Source organism: Halopseudomonas sp. 4NH20-0008 (genome assembly GCF_057548395.1).
This window is the reverse complement of sequence record NZ_BAAJMD010000001.1, coordinates 25,753-46,250: the sequence shown is the minus strand read 5'-3', so window position 1 is coordinate 46,250 and position 20,498 is coordinate 25,753. Positions and strand designations below refer to the sequence as shown.

Below are 20,498 nucleotides of genomic sequence, written 5' to 3'. Positions count from 1 at the left end.
TGCCACCCTTCTTTTTGAATGTCCTTGCAGGGGGGCTCCCGATGTTTAGCCGTTCCAACGATATTGCTGCTTTCGATCCTGAACTCTGGGCTGCCATGCAGCAGGAGTCTGTGCGTCAGGAAGATCACATCGAGCTGATCGCCTCCGAAAACTATACCAGCCCGGCCGTCATGCAGGCCCAGGGTTCGGTGCTGACCAACAAATATGCCGAAGGGTATCCGGGCAAACGCTATTACGGCGGCTGCGAGTTTGTCGACATTGCCGAGCAATTGGCCATCGACCGTGCCAAGCAACTGTTCGGCGCCGATTATGCCAACGTTCAGCCGCACGCCGGTTCACAGGCCAATGCGGCCGTATTCCAGGCGCTGCTGACCCCGGGTGACACCATTCTGGGTATGAGTCTGGCCCACGGCGGTCATCTGACCCACGGTGCCAGCGTGAACTTTTCCGGCAAGCACTACAACGCCGTGCAATATGGCATCAACACCGATACCGGTCTGATTGACTATGACGAAGTCGAAGGCCTGGCCGTCGAGCACAAGCCGAAGATGATCATCGCCGGCTTCTCCGCCTATTCTCAGGTATTGGACTTTGCGCGCTTCCGTGCCATTGCCGACAAGGTTGGTGCCTATCTCTTTGTTGATATGGCTCACATTGCCGGCCTGGTTGCCGCAGGTGTTTATCCCAACCCGGTTCCCTTTGCCGACGTGGTTACCACGACTACTCACAAGACCCTGCGTGGTCCGCGTGGTGGCCTGATTCTGGCGCGTGCCAATGAAGCGTTGGAAAAGAAATTGAACTCGGCGGTATTCCCCGGTGGTCAGGGTGGCCCATTGATGCACGTGATTGCCGCCAAGGCGGTGTGCTTCAAGGAGGCCATGAGTGATGAGTTCAAGGCCTATCAGAAGCAGGTTGTCAAGAACGCCCAGGCTATGGCCGGGGTGTTTATTGGTCGGGGTTTTGATGTGGTTTCCGGTGGCACCGAGAACCACCTTTTCCTGTTGTCATTGATCAAACAGGACATTACCGGAAAGGACGCCGATGCAGCGTTGGGTCGGGCGCATATCACCGTAAACAAGAATGCCGTGCCGAATGACCCGCGCTCGCCCTTCGTTACCTCGGGTCTGCGTATCGGTACACCGGCAGTCACTACCCGTGGCTTCAATGAAGAAGATTGCCGCGAACTGGCTGGCTGGATCTGCGATGTGCTGGAAAACATGGGTGATGAGTCGGTGATCGAGCGCGTGCGCAGTCAGGTGCAAAGTATTTGTGGCCGTCTGCCGGTTTACCGTGATTAAGCCAAACTTGCGCACAAGAACCCGCCTTCCGGCGGGTTTTTTATAGCCATTGAAGCAGCAAAGGGGCAAGATCGAGTGCAGGTGTCGCTCAAGGCGCAAGCCTGTTTAATCAGGGCCATGCTATTGATGTTATGGGTTATTCGTTATTGCAGTCTGTGCTGGGCATTGCTCGCCTGTTCGATGCTGTGGGCTGAGTCGCGACCACAGGTTGAGGTTGGTCTTACCCCTTTCCCCGGTTACGCCTATCTGAATGACCAGGGTGAGCCAGCCGGTCATACGGTTGACCTTGCCAGTGCGTTGCTGGATCAGGCGGGCTATTCCTACCGCTTGCGCCTGATGCCTGCGGCGCGTATCTGGCTGGGGCTCGCCGATGGCAGTGTGCATTTGTGGCCGGGTGTCCTGACACGGCCAGATATGGCCAAAGAGATTCAATCGATCAGACGTGATTTTGGCCGCATTAGTTTGAGCCTGTATGCCCGGCATGACGAGCGCTTGCCTGACTGGCCCAGTGGGTTGGCTGGCAAGCGGCTGATTACCGTGACCAACTATCAGTACGCCAATGAAATCCAGTTGTTGTTCGCGGATGCCTCGCTGGCGATAGATGTGCAGCGCAGTGCTTCAGCGTCGGGTGCACTGGAAATGCTCTTGCGCGGACGTGGTGATTATTTGTTGCATTATCGCGGCCAGATTGACCCGCTGCTGGCAGTCAGGGGGCTTGATCCCCTGCCTAGCCAACTGCTGATGAGTCCGTCAATTGACTATATGTTATCGAGGCATTCTGGTTACGCCGATCAATTGCAGCGTGACCTTGAAGCGGCCTACGACACCCTGCTGGAGCAGGGTGTTGAGATGGACGTAACCCGCCGTTGAGCGCGCCCTGAAAAAGGGCTTGTGCTGCCGCGCCAGGATTTTCCAGGCTGAAATATTCAGTTGCAACTCTTGATGTGCGCTGCTTGAATAACCAGCTTGGCGCGTGTGCTTGGCGGAATATCTGTGCAAGGACGCGAGCGTTATTTATTCCAGCGGACGGTAGACAATGACAATACAGAATTATCGGGTGTATTTTGCAGGTCATCTGGTTGAAGGTGTGACGCCGGAAGCGGCCAAGGCCGGCTTGATTCAGTTGGGCATGAATGAAGCGCAGGCGTCCAGCCTGACGGCTCTGAGGCCAGCCACGATCAAGCGAAACCTGAGCCGTGATCAGGCGCTGAAATATCAACAGCGCTTGCAGGCTGCTGGTCTGCTGGTTGAAATCGAGATGGAGCTGGCCTTGATGCCCTCCGATGACGCCCCTGATCTCGCCCAGGCTGCCGCAAAAGCCGAGCAGGATGAGTCCCCTGGTACCTGGCATGCTGCCCCCGCCATGCGCGCTCAGGCTGCGGAACCGGCTACGGACACGGAGCGTTTCAGCGCCCGCGAACCAACCCGCAGCCACGCCACTGAGGTGCCTGTTGAAAGGCGCATCGAGCCTATCCGTTTTACCGGTAACGGTAGCGAGTACTTTGGTATCTGGATCGTCAATATTCTATTGATGATAGTGACCCTGGGTTTCTACGCCCCCTGGGCCAAGGTGCGTAATGCGCAGTATTTCTATGGGCATACCGAGCTCGATGGCAGCAGCTTCCAGTATCTGGCCGATCCCTGGGTGATTTTCCGTGGTCGCCTAGTTGCGATTGTCGCCGTGATCATCTGGGCTGTCGCGTCCGAGTTCTATCCGATTGCGGGCTTGATTCTTGTTTTGCTGTTCCTTCCTCTGCTGCCGTGGATTGTTGTGCGGAGTCTGAAGTTTCATGCGGTCAATAGTGCCTGGCGCAATATCCGGTTCAACTTCAATGGCACTTATGGCGGCGCCTGCATGGTCCTCTTTGTCTGGCCACTGGTGGCATTGCTGACACTTTTCCTGGCCTTCCCTCTGAGCATGTACAAGGCTCAGGCCTGGCGGATTGATAACACCTATTTTGGCACCATGCCGTTCAGACTCAAGGCCAGCGCTGGCGACTTTTTTCTGTTCTTCCTCAAGCTGATGCTGATCGCTGCGGGCTTTGGCGTGGTTTCTTCTGCCTTGAGTGCTGCTATTTCGCCCTGGTTGGGTATGCCGGTCCTGTTTGCAGGTTACCTGGTGCTGTTTGGGTATTTCATGGCGGGTTTGCAGAATCTGATTCTTGGCTCGACGGTGTTGGGTATGCACAACCTGCATTCAAACCTTGGCAAGGGCAGAATACTCTGGATTTTCATGACCAACAGCATCCTGGTTGTGCTTACTCTGGGGCTTTACACACCCTGGGCCAAGGTGCGCATGGCGCAGTACATGATGAGTTGTACCCAGCTTGAAGTCAGCGGTGATCTTGACCATTTCATTGCCGCAGAAACCGAGCGTACCAGTGCGCTGGGACAGGAATTGGGAGAAGCCTTTGATGTTGGCGTCTCCTTCATCTGAGCCGACTGTCAGTGGGCTGTTCTTTGACGGCAAGCGTAGCCAGGGTTTTGCTGCGCAACTGTCGCGGCAGGGGCAGAGTCTTTGTCTGAGCTATGCAGACCAGTCGTTGGTGCTGGCCGTCAGCGAACTGCGTTTGGGTGTCCAGGTCGGCAAGGCACGCAGCTATCTCAGTCTGGAGCAGGGTGGTGTTTTTGAGTCGGCCGATCAGGCCGGACTCATGGCGTTGGCCCGCGCCACCAAGGTGCCCGGTGCCGGCGGTGGCTTGCAGCGACTCGAGGGCAATCTGCGGCTTATCCTGATCAGTGCCGTCATTGTGCTCGCGGTGCTGGCAGGTAGTCTGGTATTCGGTATTCCCTGGTTATCCAAGGTGGTTGCCAACCAGATTCCAGTCAGCATGGAAGTGGAGATGGGTAAGCAGACGCTGGAGGCCATGGAGCGCCTGTACATGTCGCCCAGTCAACTCGATGACGCGCGGCTGGCAGAGGTGCGAGACGCCTTTGAACCCTATCTTGCGGCCCTTGCAGAACGTCAGCCCGAGCAAAGTCTGACGGTCCTTTTTCGCGATAGTGATACGTTTGGCGCCAATGCCTTTGCCTTGCCGGGTGGCATCGTGGTGTTTACCGATGATCTGCTGACCCTGGCTGAACAGGATGAGGAGCTGGTGGCCATCCTGGCGCACGAAGTGGGCCATGTGGTGCATCGACACAGTTTACGCAGCGCTATCCAGAGCTCCCTGGCGCTTTGGCTGGTGTTCGCCATCAGTGGTGATTTGTCAGCGGCCTCGGATCTGTCTACGGTCTTGCCGGCACTGATTGCCAGTATGAGTTATTCGCGGGCTATGGAACGTGAGGCGGATGCCTTCTCGCTGGCTTTCATGCGTGATCACGGGCTGCCCCCGGTGCACTTTGCCAATATCATGCGGCGACTGGACAGTGATGCCTCGGAAGAGGGTGGGGTGGGTGATTTTCTTTCAACGCACCCGCCAACACCGGAGCGCATAAGGGCTTTTGAGGAATAAAAAGGTATTCCCTGCAGCCTGATATCAGGCTGCAGGGAAAGGTTCAGTGCAGGTTGAGCGTGCGCAGTGTGCGTTCGCGAACCTGCTTCAGCAACGCGGCGTCATCGATCAATGATTGGCCGTAAGAGGGCACCAGTTCGCGCATGCGACTTTGCCATTCAGGGCTGGCCATCCGATCCTTGAAGCAGCGCTCCAGAACGTCGATCATTGCATGAACTGCGGTAGACGCGCCGGGTGACGCACCCAGCAGCGCTGCCAGGCTGCCGTCCTTGGCCGCTACCAGTTCAGTGCCGAACTCGAGTTTGCCATGGCCTTGGGCGTCCTTCTTGATGATCTGCACGCGCATGCCCGCATCCTGCAACGCCCAGTCCTTTTCTGTCGCTTGAGGAAAGAAGTTGCGCAGGGAGGCGACCCTGTCCTTGTGCGACTGAAAGGACTCGGCAATCAGATAGCGCGTCAAATCCATGTTGTCTCGGCCAACGGCCATCATGGGTGCCAGATTACTGGTTTTGACCGAGCTGATCAGATCAAAGACCGAGCCTTTTTTCAGGAACTTGGTGGTGAAACCGGCAAAAGGACCAAAGAGCAGGGCCGGCTCACCGTTGATGATGCGAGTATCCAGATGCGGTACTGACATCGGCGGAGCGCCAACCGGAGCCTTGCCGTAGACCTTGGAGTGATGTCGCTGAACGATGTCAGGCTTCTTGCACACCAGCCACTGACCACTTACCGGAAAACCACCATAGCCTTCGCTTTCATCGATATGACATTTCTGCAGCAGCGGCAGTGAGCCGCCGCCGGCACCGATGAACACAAACTTGGCATTGATGGTTTTCTCTTCGCCGGTTTTGTCATCCTCGACGGCAACACGCCAGTGACCTTGCTTGCTCTTTTTCAAGCTGTGCACTGAATGGCTCAGACACAGTTCAAAGGCGTCCAGTTGCTGAAGATGTTTGACCATACTGCGGGTCAATGAGCCAAAGTCGACGTCAGCACCGTGGTTGACACGGGTTGCTGCCACGGTTTGCTTGGCATCGCGCTGGTCCATCACCAGCGGCATCCAATCGCGGATTTCCTCGGCTGACTCGCTGTATTGCATCTCTGCAAAAAGGTGGTGGGCGCTGAGCAGGGCATGGCGTTTGCGCAAAAAGGCCGCGTCCTTGTCGCCCCAGACAAAGCTCTGGTGTGGTGTCGGATTGATGAATGTCGGCGGCGCCGGAAGTATCTTCTGCTCTACCAGATAGGTCCAGAACTGCAGAGTCACCTCGAAGGAGGCATTGATAGCCAGGGCTCGATCAATATTGATGCTGCCGTCGGGGGCTTCCGGGGTGTAGTTCAGCTCACAGTAGCCAGCATGGCCTGTTCCCGCGTTGTTCCAGCCATCCGTGCTTTCGTGGGCAACGTGGTCCAGACGCTCGACCAGGGTAATGGTCATGGCTGGATCCAACTGTTTGAGCAACATTCCCAGAGTGGCGCTCATGACGCCACCTCCGACCAGCAAAACGTCTACGTTGCTTGCGGTCATTAACATGTCGCCTCTTGCATGAAAATCTGTCTCAATAATACCGTTTAATCACAGCGAGTAACACTCTCGAACACCTGTCCAAAGGTATATCTTGCGCTTTTTTTTATTAACACATTTTTTCATTTTCATCCTTGTTCTGAATCATGGCGATGCCTGGGTCACTGCTTTATGCTGATCGGGTTTGATTGGTGTGCAGATTGACGGGGCAGGATATGGAACGACTGAGCGTTGTAGGTGGGGGGGTTATTGGCTGTTTGACAGCACTGCATTTATTGGAACGGGGTTACGCAGTAACCCTGTTCGATAAAGGCTTGACCGGTCAGGAGTCATCCTGGGCCGGGGGCGGGATAGTGTCGCCACTCTACCCATGGCGTTATGTTGAACCGGTCAGTGCATTGGCCGAGGCCTCCCAGGTCGCCTATCCGCTGTTGAACAGGCAGCTTTTTGCGACGACGGGCATTGATCCTGAACTCACCCCCTGTGGCCTTCTATGGCTCGACCATAGCGAGCAAAAAGCTGCTTTGGAATGGGCTTCAGCGCATGCCAAACCGATTGTTGAAGTGGATCAGAACTTTATTTATCGCCAGGTACCTCAGTTGCGCCAGGGTTACAGCAGGGCGCTCTGGCAGGCCGATCTGGCCAATGTGCGAAACCCCAGGTTGATGCGCGCGTTGCGCGCGCGTTTGTTGCAGTTCGCGCATTTTCAGTTGCATGAGCAGAGTCCAGTCGATGGCCTGCTGATTGAACAGGGACGGGTCTCTGGTGTGCGCTGCGGCGATGCAAGGATCCCGAGCGAAGCGGTAGTCCTGGCTGCGGGTGCCTGGAGCGGTGACTGGCTGGCCGGGCTGGGCTTGGCTTTGCCGGTCAAACCGGTCAAGGGGCAGATGCTGCTTTACCGTCGTGCGCCGGGCTGGCTACCGAGCATGGTGTTATTCGATGGCCGCTATGCCATACCGCGACGAGATGGCCATATTCTTATCGGCAGTACGCTGGAGCATGCCGGTTTTGATTACAGCACTACGGATGCGGCGCTGGCGTCCCTGCGTGCTTCGGCTGAGGCCTTGTTGCCCGATCTGGCAGACAACCAGCCGGTGGCGCAGTGGGCTGGTCTGCGACCCGGTTCGCCGGATGGCGTGCCCTTTATTGGCGCCGTACCCGGTTATGACGGACTGTGGTTGAATGCCGGGCATTACCGCAATGGTCTGGTTCTGGCGCCGGCATCCTGTGCCTTGCTGGCTGATCTGATCAGTGGCAGTAAACCGCTGATTGATCCGGCCGCCTATAACCCCGCTGATCGACTGCAGGCGCTGTAGATCAGGCGGGTCAATCCTCCAGGCCGAGCTTCTTCAAGCGGTACCGTAATGATCGAAAGGTCAGCCCCAGGCGCTTGGCGGCCGCGGTCTTGTTCCAGCGGGTTTCTTCGAGTGCCTGAGTGATCGCCGTTCTCTCGATGTTGTCGAGGAAGTCTTCCAGAGAGTCAATCTCGTTGAGGTTTGAAGACGGGTTGCCTTTGCTGTTGCTGGACAATGCCGAAAGATGCAGATCGTCGACTCGAATTGTCTGGCCTTCGCACAGGGTAAATGCCCGCTCCAATACATTTTCCAGTTCCCTGACATTGCCCGGAAAGCGGTAATTGCATAGCGACTCGAGACTCTCACGCGCCAACTCGGGCGCTGGTATCTGGTTACGGTCAGCCAGTCTGGCAAGGATATGTCGGCTAAGCAGGGGGATATCTTCACGGCGTTCGCGCAATGGCGGGACACGCAGCTCTATAACGTTGATCCGGTAGAACAGATCCTGGCGAAAGCGTCCAGCCGCCACTTCTGCGGCGAGATCTTTGTGGGTAGCACAGAGCAGACGTATATCAACAGCTTCTTCCTGCTGGGTACCCAAGGGACGCACAGCCTTTTCCTGAATGGCACGGAGCAACTTGACCTGCATGGCCATGGGCAGGTCGGCGACCTCGTCAAGGAACAGGGTGCCGCCCGATGCAGCCTGAAACAGTCCGGGCTTGTCTGCGACTGCGCCGGTGAAGCTGCCCTTGCGGTGGCCAAAAAATTCACTTTCCATCAATTCTGAGGGGATCGCGCCGCAGTTGACCGGCACAAAGGGCTGGTCATTGCGCGAACCGAGGGCGTGAATCCGGCGTGCGACCAATTCCTTGCCGCTGCCGGACTCACCGCTGATATACAGCGGGGCCTGGCTGCGTGCCAGTTTGTTGATCTGCTTGCGCAGCTGCAGGATAGGCGGTGAAATCCCAAGAATCGGATCGTCCTCGACCAGTCCACTGTCCTGTTCGGTGCTCGGCGTCAAGCGCAGCGCACTGTTGACCAGATCCCGCAGGCGCTGCAAGTCAACCGGCTTGGTCAGGAAGTCAAATGCGCCCGCCTTGAGCGCGCAAATAGCCGTATCCAGGCTGCCATAGGCGGTAATCATGGCGATGGGGGTGTGCGGATGGTGCAGCTGGATATGACGGACAATGTCCAGTCCATCACCATCAGGCAGGCGCATATCGGTCAGGCACAGATCGAAGCGCTGCGTCGCCAGCTGCTGCATGGCTTCGGTCACGTTGACTGCACTGCGGGTCCTGACCTGCATACGCTGCAGGGTCAAGTCCAGTAGCTCAAGAATATCGGGTTCGTCGTCAATGATGAGCACCAGCGGTTGCTTGCTATCGTTCATTGGCCTGACTCTGTTTGCTGTCCATGTGGTCAATCATACAAGACGTTTGGGGTGGGCAAAGGTAATCCGCATGCAGCTTCCGCGGGGGAACAGTGGCTCGTATTCGAGACGCGCCTGATTGCTTTCGCATAGCTCGCGGGAGATATACAGGCCCAAACCGGTGCCCGAGGACTCGGTAGTGTAAAAGGGTTCGAAAATATGCGAAACATGCTCCTCGGCAATACCTGGGCCGTGATCGATGATCTCGAGGGTGGGTAGCTCACTGTCAGGGTGCAGGTACAGTTTCAGCCAAATGGTTCTGTTGCTGCCCGCTTTGCCGCTGTATCGAAAGGCGTTCTGGCAAAGGTTGTCGAGTACCTGATTAAGCTGGCCCGGGTCCATGCGTGTCATGATGCCAGGCTGATCAATAGTCAGTTCAAGGTTGTCTGATGCAGGATTGATGAGGCTGAATGACTCACTGAACTGTTCCAGCCAGAGTGCCAGATCGACCAGTTGCGGCTCGCTGGCGCGCCGCCGTGAGAGTTCCAGTACGGTTTCGATAACCTTGTTCATGCGTTGGGAGTGCTGCTGGATGATTTGCGCCAGGCGCTTGTCCTGATCATCAATAACCGTGGATTCGTTGAGAAGCTGGGCGGCATGACTGATAGCGCCAAGTGGATTGCGGATTTCATGGGCAATACTGGCGGTCAGTCGGCCCAGCGAGGCCAGCTTCAGCTGTTGTGCTTGCTGGGCTACCTGGGTGTTGTCATCAAGAAAGATCAATAATGTCTCATCGTGTTCGGAAATCAGCGGCTTGAAGTTGGCCATGATTTCAGTCCCACCACTGTGGTTATGGAAGGGTTGGGTACGAATCGAGGGATTGCTCTGCCATTGTCTGAGCCGTTGGGTCAGACTGGGTGACAGCTGATTGAGCGCTGAGTCACGGGCAATGTCGGTGCCCAGCATGCGGGCTGCCGCCTCGTTGGCGAGTAATACCTGGTGGTTATTGCCGACCACCATTATTCCAGTGCGCATGCGTTGAATAATCAGCTGATTGATCTTTTCCATGCTGGCAAGGCTGGCGGCTTGTTGCTGGGCCAGGCTTTCTGACTGCCGCAGGCGTCTGCTCAGGCGTTGCACAAAGAGCGCGACGGCAAAGTAGATACAGCCAATGACCCCCACCTGCAAGTAGCTTTGGGTGGTGGCGGGATTAGACAGGCTAAGGAAAAAAGTCAGGTAAATGATCGCCAGGCTGGCCAGCGCCGGTAACAGTAGTCCAACGCGGCCATGTAGCAGAATATTGCCGACAGCCACAGGGATGATCAGTAGATTGCCAAAGCCGCTGCCAGCGCCACCCGCCGAATAGAAGATGACGCCGAGCAGAATGATATCGAGCACCGAGAGGGTAAAGAGGTGGATATCACGGCGGATCTGATGCAGCAAGAGTGCAATGAGAACGTTGATGAACAGATAGAACCAGCTGGCCTTTTCATACAAGCCTGAGTTATTCAGCTCAAGCAGGCCATCCTGCAGTGATGAGCTGGTCAGAATAGTCAGAAAAAAGCCGAGAATGACGCGGTAGATATTGTAATAGCGCAGAATTCTCGGGCGCTGGGAGTCGGTACTGATGTCAGTCATGGGGCCCGGCATCACGGTGTTCGCTGCTGCAGTACCAGTGTTTTCCTTCGCGTATGGCATGATTTTCGGGCAGGTTCAGCTTGCAGTGAGCGCAGCGCACCATCAGTGCGGTTTTCTGCTCGCCGCCAGCGGTTTTTTGCCATGCCTGGAAACGACGCCATAGCATCATCACAGCGACGATCAGCAGAATCAGAACAAGCAGTTTGAATAAGCCCATCAGGTGGCATCCATTGACAATGTCGGACCAGTGTAGCCCATGCCGCAGCCGCGCCAAAGGGGCGCGGCGCGGTAGATGATTGCCGGCGACAGACGCATGCCTGACAATATGCCCATTCTGAATCAGGAGATAGACAATGAACGCGAACCTCCGCGTTGTGATGGCGCAGTTGAATCTGCGTGTCGGGGATATTAGGAGCAATCTTGAGCGCATTGTCGAATCCGCCATAACGGCGCGCGATGAGCTTCAGGCCCGCGTGATCCTGTTTCCCGAGCTGTCATTGTGTGGCTATCCACCTGAAGATCTGCTGTTGCGTTCGAGCATGCAGGCCCGAATCGACTGGGCCCTGCAGCAACTATGTGAGCGTGTACAGGGCATTTATATGGTGGTGGGATATCCCTGGCAGGAAAAGGGCCTTTGCTACAACCGTGCTGCGGTGATTGCCGATGGCAGCCTGCTGGCCCATTACAGCAAGCAGCATCTGCCCAATTACAAGGTGTTTGATGAAAAGCGTTATTTCGCTGAGGGCGACAGCCCCAGTGTGCTGGATATCGACGGTCTGCCCGTGGCCTTGAGTATCTGTGAGGACATCTGGCAGCCCTCGCCCATGGCCCAGGCCCATGCCGCCGGAGCCAGGCTGATGTTGAATCTGAATGCCTCGCCCTTTCACATGGGCAAGCAGGCTGAGCGCGAAGACGTGCTGCGCGAGCGCTGCAGCGAAGGCAGTATGCCGGTGATTTATGTCAACCAGGTCGGCGGCCAGGATGAGCTGGTCTTTGACGGTGGCTCGGTGGCTATGCAGGCCGACGGCAGGGTGGCGCTACGTGCGCCAGCCTATGTCGAGGGCTTGTACCCGGTTGATGTCCTGTATGACGATCATCGGGTGCAATTGCGTCAGGGCAGTCTGGCGCCATTGCCTGAGCTTGAGGCCAGCGTCTATCAAGCGCTGGTTGTCGGGGTGCGCGACTATATTGGTAAAACAGGCTTCAGAGGTGTACTGCTGGGGCTTTCGGGTGGAATCGACTCGGCGCTGACCCTGGCAATTGCCGTTGATGCTCTTGGCCCGGACCGCGTCGAAGCCGTCATGATGCCCTATCATTACACCTCCAGCATGAGCCTTGAGGATGCCGAAGCACAGGCACGTACTCAGCGGGTTACCTACCGAGTACTGTCTATCGCGCCCATGGTTGAGGCGTTCATGCAGATCCTGGAGCCGGTATTTGCCGGGTTGCCGCGCGATACCACCGAGGAAAACCTGCAGTCGCGCTGCCGGGGTGTCGTGCTGATGGCACTGTCGAATAAAACCGGCGCGCTGGTGTTGACCACGGGTAACAAAAGCGAAGTGGCGGTGGGTTATGCCACGCTATACGGCGACATGGCGGGTGGTTTTGATGTGCTCAAGGATGTCCCCAAGACACTGGTATTCCGTTTGGCGGAGTACCGTAATCGGCTTGGTCCGGTGATCCCGCAGCGGGTCATTGATCGCCCGCCTTCTGCCGAGTTGGCGCCGGATCAGAAGGATGCAGATTCGTTGCCGGCCTATCCTGAGCTCGATGAAATCCTTCGCCTCTATGTAGAGCATGACTTGTCAGCCAGCGCCATTGTCGCAGCGGGGTTTGATCAGGATGTGGTACACAGGGTGGTCAAACTGGTTGATCGCAATGAGTACAAGCGTCGACAGGCGGCAGTGGGGCCCCGTATTACCCAACGAGGCTTTGGTCGCGACCGCCGTTATCCGATCACATCAGGTTGGGCTGTGGAAGACTAGGCACGAATCTGATCCTTGCAGGATAAAAAAACCGGCCTTTGGGCCGGTTTTTCAATACTTAGTCAAACAGCCCGAAGGTGATTCTGCTCCAGATTGAGCGCGACGGGGCTTCATCTGCTGGGGCGCGAATATCCGCTGGCAGGGCATCGAGGGCATTGCGATATTGTGCCTGCATTTCGCGCTCCATCTGCGTGCCCTGGTTGCGCGAGGGCGGCGTCAATACCTTGTCCAGTAAACCTGTGGTCATGCTGCGAAAGCGTCCGGCTTCAGCTTTGGCAGGTTCAACATGGTGGCGAAATTCGCCGCTGCTCAAGCTGGGGTGCTCGGGGTAGTTCATTTGCAATGTCAGCAGGGCGGTATCAGCCAGATCAGGCATGGCCAGACGCTGATAGCCTTCGACCATGATGGCCAGTCCGTCAGCCACCGAAGGTGTCTGCTGGAAATTTTCGACGATGTAACGACCGCGGTTGACGGCAGCCAGATTGGCCTGACGCTTCAGGTAATAATGGGCCACATGCACGTCATAGGCGGCCAGCAGGTTACGCAGATAAACCATGCGCAGTCGTGCATCCGGGGCATAACGACTGTCCGGGTAGCGACTCACCAGTTGGGCGAACTCATTGAAGGAGTCACGTGCGGCGCCAGGATCGCGGCGGGTCATATCCAATGGCAGAAAGCGCTCAAAGATACCCCGGTCACGGTTGAACGAGGCCATGCCGCGCATGTAGTAGGCATAGTCGACGTTGGGGTGCTGGGGGTGCAGACGAATAAAACGATCAGCCGAAGATTTGGATGCCTCAGGCTCCATATTCTCGTAGTAGGCGTAAATCAGCTCGAGCTGGGCCTGCTGGGCAAAGCGACCGAAAGGATAGCGTGACTCGAGTGCCCGAAGCTTCTCAATTGCTGCCGCGTAACTGTTGGCATCCAGATCCAGCTGAGCCAGCTGATAGAGTTCGGACTCACTGAGCGACTCGTCGAGCACGACGTTTGAGGAGCAAGCGGCCAGAAGGGCAAGCAAACCGACCAGCAGAAGGTGTTTCATCGACATAGTTGATTTCCGGATGGACGACCTCGTGCTGTTGCCCGGACAGCCGTCCTGTTATAGTTGGGACCTGTTTGCAGTCCGCCGGTCAGCCCGGTTACCGGCTGCAAAGTAGCCGTATTTAACCACAGCGTGGAGCCGAAACCAAAAAGGATTCAGCTTTGCCATTGCGCCCCGGCGCCTTCCAGTGAGTTCCGCATGTCTGATCGTATCCGCCTGTCTGCCCAAGTCACCCCCGAGAGTGGCGGTCAACGCCTTGACCAAGTGGCGGCCCAATTGTTCCCCGATTTTTCCCGCTCGCGTTTGCAGGGCTGGATCAAGGATGGCAGCCTCACTCTGGACGGGCGCAGTGTGCGGCCCCGTGACACGGTATTTGGTGGCGAAAAGCTTGAGCTGGACGCCGAGCGTGAAATTCAGGGTGAGTGGCAGGCCGAGGCCATCGATCTGGATATTCTGTATGAGGACCATGCCTTGCTGGTCATCAACAAGCCTGCGGGGCTGGTTGTGCATCCGGCGGCCGGGCATGCCGATGGCACCTTGCTGAATGCGCTGTTGCACCATGCCCCTGACTTGGCCAAGGTGCCGCGCGCGGGCATTGTGCACCGCCTGGACAAGGACACCACGGGCCTTATGGTGGTGGCAAAAACCCTTGAAGCGCAGAACGATCTGGTCAACCAGTTGCAGAATCGTACCGTTACCCGCGAATACGAGTGCGTGGTAGTTGGTGTGATGACGGCTGGTGGCAAGGTCGACCAACCGATTGCCCGGCACGGCACCAACCGCCAAAAAATGGCGGTGATGGTCGGTGGTAAACAAGCGGTCAGCCACTATCGGGTTATCAGTCGCTTCCGCGCGCACACCCACGTCAAGGTCAAGCTGGAAACCGGCCGCACTCATCAGATTCGCGTGCACATGAGTTATATCAACTTCCCTTTGGTGGGCGACCAGACCTATGGCGGGCGCTTGCGCATTCCCGCCGGCGCGACCAAGGAGCTGATTGCCATGTTGCGCGAGTTCCCGCGCCAGGCGCTGCATGCACGACGCCTTGAACTGGAGCATCCTGACGATGGCCGGCCCATGCGTTGGGAGGTGCCGCTGCCGCAGGATATGGTCACGCTGCTGGAGTTGCTGCGCGAAGATGGCGAGTTGGGTGAATGATCAGTCATTGGTTGCAGGCTGACTGGCCCGCGCCAGCGGGTGTGCGAACCTGTCTGACGACCCGCGCAGGCGGTGTCAGTGCGGGCGTTTGGCAAGGTTTGAATCTGGGCGATCATGTCGGTGATAACGTCGCCCATGTAGCCCATAACCGTGCTCTGTTGGCCGCTGAACTGGGTTGCATGCCGGCCTGGCTGCACCAGGTGCATGGCACGGCCGTGGTGCCCGCCACCGCACAGCGGGTGCTTACTGCGGATGCGCTGTGGACCGACACGCCCGGTTTGGCCTGTTGCATCATGACTGCCGATTGCCTGCCTGTTTTGTTCTGTCGCCGTGACGGCACGCGCGTTGCTGCCGCACATGCCGGGTGGCGCGGGTTGTTGGCCGGTGTGCTGGAGCAAACCCTGCTGGCGCTGGACTGTGCTCCGGAAGAGGTGCTGACCTGGTTTGGGCCAGCAATTGGTCCGCAGGCCTTTGAGGTGGGTGAAGAGGTACGTAGTGCCTTTATCGCCGAGCATCCCGAGGCCGAGCTGGCCTTTGTGCAGAACCGGCCTGGCCATTATCTGGCTGATATCTTTACTCTGGCCCGGCAGCGGCTGGAGCGTTGTGGTGTGGGTTATATCAGTGGCGGTGGGCTATGTACTTATAGTGACCCTGAGCGTTTTTATTCCTACCGGCGCGATGGCCAGACGGGTCGCATGGCGTCGCTTATCTGGCTCGATCAACACTGAAAATCAGGCGGCCTGTTTGCTCTCTTGTTGCTTGAATGAGTAAAAGCTGGCTTTTGCCTGGCTGCTGGAGACTTTGCCGGGGTATGTGCTTTCAATCAATCCTCAGTGGTTGCAGGCATCCTCCTGGGGGTGTCGAGTTCCACCTCGGCACAACGGTGTTAGCCACCCACAACGATGGCCGAGATGGAACTCGGCCTTCCCAGGGAGGCTCTTGTCCTTCGGGGCGGTGCCGCCGCTGCTACCTGCGGACGTGGAACCCCCGCTCGAGATGCTATTGCACAGCTCGGAATTCCCGATCGTTGAAGATAAATCCGACAATATTTTGACTCTGATCAATTTTTCTTCCCTTGAAAGGTCAATAATCAGCCCTATCTATAGTCCATACTCATTGAACTAAATCGTTGGCCAACTGGCGGCGATTATCAAGACAGGATGGCAGATCATGCGCATTGACCGTTTCACCAGCAAACTTCAGGTAGCCCTGTCCGATGCCCAGTCATTGGCTGTTGGCCGTGACCATAACCAGATCGATCCCCTACATCTGATCCTGGCACTGCTGGATCAACAGCAGGGGTCAGTCAAACCACTGCTGCGGCAGGTCGGCTTTGACACCAATGCCCTGCGCGCGGCGCTGATCGATGCACTGGATAAGTTGCCCACAATTAGCAACCCGACCGGCGATATCAGCATGTCCCAGGATCTCGGTCGTTTGCTGAATCAGGCTGATCGACTGGCCCAGCAAAACAATGACCAGTTTATTTCCAGCGAACTGGTACTGCTGGCGGCGATGGAGGGCAGCTCGGCGGTCAGCAAGATCCTGTTGGGCCAGGGTGTCTCGAAAAAAGCCCTGGAAAATGCCATCAGCAACCTGCGGGGTGGTGAGTCGGTGAATGACCCGAATGCGGAAGAGTCGCGCCAGGCATTGGACAAGTACACCGTCGATCTGACCAAAAAGGCCGAGGAGGGCAAACTTGACCCGGTGATTGGCCGCGATGACGAAATCCGTCGGACCATTCAGGTACTGCAGCGCCGGACCAAGAACAACCCGGTACTCATCGGCGAACCAGGCGTGGGCAAGACGGCTATTGTCGAAGGCCTGGCGCAGCGCATCATCAATGGCGAGGTGCCCGACGGCCTGCGAGACAAGCGCTTGCTGTCACTGGATATGGGCTCGCTGATTGCCGGAGCCAAATTCCGTGGTGAGTTCGAGGAGCGCCTGAAAGCGGTCTTGAATGAACTCGGCAAGCAGGAAGGTCGGGTCATTCTGTTTATCGACGAATTACACACCATGGTTGGCGCGGGTAAGGCTGAGGGCTCGATGGATGCCGGCAATATGCTCAAGCCGGCGCTGGCCCGTGGCGAGCTGCACTGTGTCGGCGCGACCACACTGGACGAGTACCGCAAGTACATCGAAAAGGATGCGGCGTTGGAGCGGCGCTTCCAGAAGGTGCTGGTCGATGAGCCCTCTGAAGAGGATACCATCGCCATTCTGCGCGGCCTGAAGGAGCGCTACGAGGTGCACCACAAAGTCGCGATCACCGACAGCGCCATTATTGCAGCAGCCAAGCTCAGTCACCGTTATATCACTGACCGGCAATTGCCGGACAAGGCCATTGACCTGATCGACGAGGCGGCCAGCCGCATTCGTATGGAAATCGATTCCAAGCCGGAGGTGCTGGACCGCCTGGAACGGCGCCTGATTCAGCTCAAGGTCGAGCGTGAAGCGCTGAAGAAGGAAGAAGACGATGCGGCGCTCAAGCGCCTGGAGAAACTCAAGGAGGATATTGTCCGGCTGGAGCGCGAGTATGCCGACCTTGAGGAAATCTGGAAGGCTGAGAAGGCCGACGTGCAGGGTTCGGCGCAGATCCAGGAAAAAATCGAGCAGGCCCGTCAGGAACTTGAGGCCGCCCGCCGCAAGGGCGATCTGAACCGCATGGCGGAACTGCAATACGGCATCATTCCCGACCTTGAACGCAGCCAGCAGATGGCCGAGCAGCACGGTCCGACCGAGAACCAATTGCTGCGCAGCAAGGTGACCGAGGAAGAAATCGCTGAAGTGGTATCCAAGTGGACCGGTATTCCGGTGTCCAAGATGCTCGAAGGCGAGCGCGACAAGTTGCTGCGCATGGAAGAGGGCCTGCACAAGCGGGTGATTGGCCAGCATGAAGCCGTGGTGGCGGTGTCCAACGCGGTACGCCGCTCGCGTGCGGGTTTGAGTGACCCGAACCGGCCCAGCGGCTCCTTCATGTTCCTCGGGCCGACCGGGGTGGGCAAGACTGAACTGTGCAAGGCGCTGGCCGAGTTCCTCTTCGATACCGAAGAGGCCATGGTGCGGATCGATATGTCCGAATTCATGGAGAAGCATTCGGTGGCTCGCTTGATCGGCGCGCCTCCGGGTTATGTCGGTTATGAAGAGGGCGGTTATCTGACCGAAGCGGTGCGGCGCAAGCCCTATTCGGTGATCCTGCTGGACGAGGTCGAGAAGGCCCACCCCGATGTCTTCAACGTGCTGCTGCAGGTGCTCGAAGATGGCCGTTTGACTGATAGTCAGGGTCGTACAGTGGACTTCCGCAATACCGTGATTGTTATGACCTCGAACCTGGGTTCAGCGCAGATCCAGGAGCTGGTCGGTGATACCGAGGCGCAGCATGCCGCGGTGATGGATGCCATCGGCCAGCACTTCCGTCCGGAGTTTATTAATCGGATCGATGAGGTGGTGGTATTCGAGCCGCTGGGCAAGGAGCAGATTGCCGGTATCGCCGGGATCCAGATGCAGCGTCTGGGCGTGCGCCTGGCCGAGCGCGAGCTGAAGCTGGAATTGACCGACGAGGCGCTGGAGAAGCTGATAGCCGTCGGGTACGACCCGGTATATGGCGCGCGTCCGCTCAAGCGTGCGATTCAGCGCTGGATCGAGAACCCGCTGGCGCAGCGTATCCTGGCAGGCGATTTCGCGCCGGGGGTGACCATCAAGGCCAAGGTTGAGGATGATGCCTTCGTCTTCACCAGCTAGCATGTGTCCCAGTAGGAGCGGGCTTGACCGCGAATGGGGGTTGGGTATCCGGGCCTGGCTGCAACCTGCCTTGTTCGCGCTCAAGCGCGCTCCTACACATAACCCTAAACTCCATGCAGGGAGGGTGCTTGTAACGCAAACGGGGTTTATCTGAGTCAGTCTGCACGCTGCCTGTTCGCGCTCAAGCGCGCTCCTACATATAACCCTGCGCTATCTCTGTAGGAGCGGGCTTGACCGCGATCTTGGCCAGTGCGTCACTCCTTGGTTCAAGAGGGAACGGGACAGTTCAGACGGGCTTACAACAGCATCGACCTGATATCCCCCAGCAATTCCCCAAGTCGCTTGGTGAACTGCGCGGCCGCGGCGCCGTTGATGGCGCGGTGGTCGTAGGACAGCGATAGCGGCAGCATCAATTTCGGCTGGAATGCATTGCCATCCCACACCGGTTGCAGGGTTGCCTTGGAGACGCCAAGGATTGCCACTTCCGGGGCGTTGACTATCGGCGTGAAGTAAGTGCCACCAATATGGCCCAGGCTGGAGATGGTAAAGCAGGCGCCCTGCATGCCGTCGGCAGCCAGTTTCTTGTTGCGCGCCTTGTCTGCCAGTTCTGCGGCCTCGCCAGCCAGTTGCAGCAGGCTCTTCTTGTCCACATCGCGGATTACCGGGACCATCAAGCCATCAGGCGTGTCCACGGCAAAGCCGATATGCACGTAGTGCTTGTGGATCAGTTGCTTGCCGTTGGTCGCCAATGAGACGTTGAAATTCGCTTGCTCGCGCAGCAGGTGGGCACAGGCCTTGAGCAGGAAGGGCAGTAGGGTCAGCTTGACGCCGGCCTTGTCTGCCACGGCCTTCTGGTCCTTGCGGAAGTTTTCCAGTTCGCTGATATCGGCCAGATCAAACTGGGTTACGTGCGGCACGTTCAACCAGCTGCGGTGGATATTGGCCGCGCCGATCTGCTGCAGCCGGGTCATGTCCTTGACCTCGATTTCGCCAAAGCGGCTGAAGTCGATTTCCGGTACGGCGGGTATGCCTGAACCATTCGCCACAGCAGGTGAACTCTTGCTGTGCTTCATCACCGATTTGACATGGTTCTGCAGGTCTTCCTTGAGAATGCGCTCGCGGGGGCCGCTGGGTTTGACCTCGGCCAGATTGACCCCGAACTCACGGGCGAGCAGGCGTACGGCCGGGCCTGCGTGCACCTTGGTGCCTTCGCGGCTGGGCCCACCAACCGGCGGTGGCGCCTCGGTCTGTTCGGCATCCTCGGCTTTTTCAGCGGCTTTGTTCCCTGAGCCGCTATCCGCTTTTGGGCTGCTCTCCTTGCCAGATTTATCAGCCTTTTCAGATGCGTCTGACGCTTTAGGCGCCTCGCCTGCGACCTTCATATGCAGGATCAGATCGCCGGTTCCGGCGTCCTGGTCCTGCTTGATCCCCACCGACTCGACAGTGCCCGCGACCGGGGAGGGGATCTCCATGCTGGCCTTGTCGGACTCCAGTACGATCAGCGACTGGTCGACTTCTACGCTGTCGCCTTTCTTCACCAGAATCTCGATGACCTTGGCTTTGCTGTCCGAGCCGAGATCGGGAATCTTTACCGGCTGCACCGAGCTGCCAGAAGAGGGCTTGTCGCTGGCGGCCTGTCTATCTCCGGCGGCTTTTTCGCTGCCTTTGTCGGCTTTCGGTTTCTCGTCCTGGTGGCCGGAGGCCGCTTCTGCTTGATCGGTATCCGCTTTCTCCGTCCCCTTCTCTTTGCCGCCTTCGGCAGCCTTGGATTCCAGCTCAATCAGCGCGTCGCCCTCTTTCAGGCTATCGCCGATCTTGACCTTGATCGATTTGATCGTGCCGGCCTTGGGGCAGGGAATTTCCATGCTGGCCTTGTCCGACTCCAGGGTGACCAGGCTCTGCTCGGCCTCGACCTTGTCGCCGACCTTGACCAGTATCTCGATGACTTCGCCCGCACCGTCGCCGATGCCGGGTACTTTGATCACTTCACTCATGGCG

At 57.6% G+C, this 20,498-nt stretch carries 15 protein-coding genes; 9 read left to right on the top strand and 6 right to left on the bottom strand.

The annotated features are described in order from the left end of the window. Positions 1-41: 41 nt before the first annotated feature. The 4 genes from glyA to AC27HQ_RS00165 all read left to right on the top strand — a co-directional run bounded on the left by glyA (position 42) and on the right by AC27HQ_RS00165 (position 4,753). Positions 42-1,298: a serine hydroxymethyltransferase gene (glyA, locus tag AC27HQ_RS00180; protein ID WP_487153801.1), complete on the top strand. Its 1,257-nt coding sequence runs from the start codon at positions 42-44 to the stop codon at positions 1,296-1,298. Between the two features lie 126 nt (positions 1,299-1,424). Further along, positions 1,425-2,168: a substrate-binding periplasmic protein gene (locus AC27HQ_RS00175; protein WP_487153800.1), complete on the top strand. Its 744-nt coding sequence runs from the start codon at positions 1,425-1,427 to the stop codon at positions 2,166-2,168. 166 nt (positions 2,169-2,334) lie between these two features. Then, complete coding sequence (locus tag AC27HQ_RS00170; protein WP_487153799.1) at positions 2,335-3,735, top strand: YjgN family protein; 1,401 nt, start codon at positions 2,335-2,337, stop codon at positions 3,733-3,735. After that, complete coding sequence (locus tag AC27HQ_RS00165) at positions 3,713-4,753, top strand: M48 family metallopeptidase (protein WP_487153798.1); 1,041 nt, start codon at positions 3,713-3,715, stop codon at positions 4,751-4,753. The genes AC27HQ_RS00170 and AC27HQ_RS00165 overlap by 23 nt, the downstream gene beginning before the upstream one ends. A gap of 43 nt (positions 4,754-4,796) precedes the next feature. On the opposite strand, the gene mqo is transcribed toward AC27HQ_RS00165, so the two are convergent. Continuing rightward, positions 4,797-6,278, bottom strand: coding sequence for a malate dehydrogenase (quinone) (mqo, locus tag AC27HQ_RS00160; protein ID WP_487153797.1), 1,482 nt, complete (start codon positions 6,276-6,278; stop codon positions 4,797-4,799). Positions 6,279-6,490: 212 nt separating this feature from the next. Here mqo and AC27HQ_RS00155 point away from each other — a divergent pair, with 212 nt between their 5' ends. After that, positions 6,491-7,591 carry an NAD(P)/FAD-dependent oxidoreductase gene (locus tag AC27HQ_RS00155; RefSeq protein WP_487153796.1) on the top strand — a complete coding sequence of 367 codons (1,101 nt, stop codon included), beginning with the start codon at positions 6,491-6,493 and terminating at the stop codon, positions 7,589-7,591. A gap of 10 nt (positions 7,592-7,601) precedes the next feature. Here AC27HQ_RS00155 and AC27HQ_RS00150 read toward each other — a convergent pair whose 3' ends face one another. Genes AC27HQ_RS00150 through AC27HQ_RS00140 form a run of 3 tightly spaced genes read right to left on the bottom strand, consistent with a single transcriptional unit; the run spans position 7,602 to position 10,794 of the window. Then, the gene (locus AC27HQ_RS00150) at positions 7,602-8,960 is read right to left on the bottom strand and encodes a sigma-54-dependent transcriptional regulator (RefSeq protein ID WP_487153795.1); all 1,359 of its coding nucleotides are present in this window, start codon (positions 8,958-8,960) and stop codon (positions 7,602-7,604) included. 33 nt (positions 8,961-8,993) lie between these two features. Then, on the bottom strand, positions 8,994-10,577 hold the full coding sequence (locus AC27HQ_RS00145; RefSeq protein WP_487153794.1) for a two-component system sensor histidine kinase NtrB: 1,584 nt from the start codon (positions 10,575-10,577) through the stop codon (positions 8,994-8,996). Beyond that, a complete protein-coding gene (locus AC27HQ_RS00140; protein WP_487153793.1) occupies positions 10,570-10,794 on the bottom strand; it encodes a PP0621 family protein in 225 nt (74 codons plus the stop codon). The genes AC27HQ_RS00145 and AC27HQ_RS00140 overlap by 8 nt, the downstream gene beginning before the upstream one ends. A gap of 136 nt (positions 10,795-10,930) precedes the next feature. On the opposite strand from AC27HQ_RS00140, the gene AC27HQ_RS00135 reads away from it, so the two are divergent. Continuing rightward, positions 10,931-12,562 carry an NAD+ synthase gene (locus tag AC27HQ_RS00135; protein ID WP_487153792.1) on the top strand — a complete coding sequence of 544 codons (1,632 nt, stop codon included), beginning with the start codon at positions 10,931-10,933 and terminating at the stop codon, positions 12,560-12,562. Positions 12,563-12,620: 58 nt separating this feature from the next. Here AC27HQ_RS00135 and AC27HQ_RS00130 read toward each other — a convergent pair whose 3' ends face one another. After that, positions 12,621-13,610, bottom strand: a complete 990-nt coding sequence (locus AC27HQ_RS00130) for an outer membrane protein assembly factor BamD (protein WP_487153791.1) — start codon at positions 13,608-13,610, stop codon at positions 12,621-12,623. A gap of 192 nt (positions 13,611-13,802) precedes the next feature. On the opposite strand from AC27HQ_RS00130, the gene rluD reads away from it, so the two are divergent. The 3 genes from rluD to clpB all read left to right on the top strand — a co-directional run bounded on the left by rluD (position 13,803) and on the right by clpB (position 18,500). Further along, the gene (gene rluD / locus AC27HQ_RS00125) at positions 13,803-14,762 is read left to right on the top strand and encodes a 23S rRNA pseudouridine(1911/1915/1917) synthase RluD (protein WP_487153790.1); all 960 of its coding nucleotides are present in this window, start codon (positions 13,803-13,805) and stop codon (positions 14,760-14,762) included. Continuing rightward, positions 14,759-15,490 carry a peptidoglycan editing factor PgeF gene (gene pgeF / locus AC27HQ_RS00120; protein ID WP_487153789.1) on the top strand — a complete coding sequence of 244 codons (732 nt, stop codon included), beginning with the start codon at positions 14,759-14,761 and terminating at the stop codon, positions 15,488-15,490. Before rluD ends, pgeF begins: the two co-directional genes overlap by 4 nt. Before the next feature lie 442 nt (positions 15,491-15,932). Beyond that, the gene (gene clpB / locus AC27HQ_RS00115; RefSeq protein WP_487153788.1) at positions 15,933-18,500 is read left to right on the top strand and encodes an ATP-dependent chaperone ClpB; all 2,568 of its coding nucleotides are present in this window, start codon (positions 15,933-15,935) and stop codon (positions 18,498-18,500) included. A 296-nt stretch (positions 18,501-18,796) separates the two neighbouring features. On the opposite strand, the gene aceF is transcribed toward clpB, so the two are convergent. Beyond that, positions 18,797-20,494: a dihydrolipoyllysine-residue acetyltransferase gene (aceF, locus tag AC27HQ_RS00110; protein ID WP_487153787.1), complete on the bottom strand. Its 1,698-nt coding sequence runs from the start codon at positions 20,492-20,494 to the stop codon at positions 18,797-18,799. Positions 20,495-20,498: the final 4 nt, after the last annotated feature.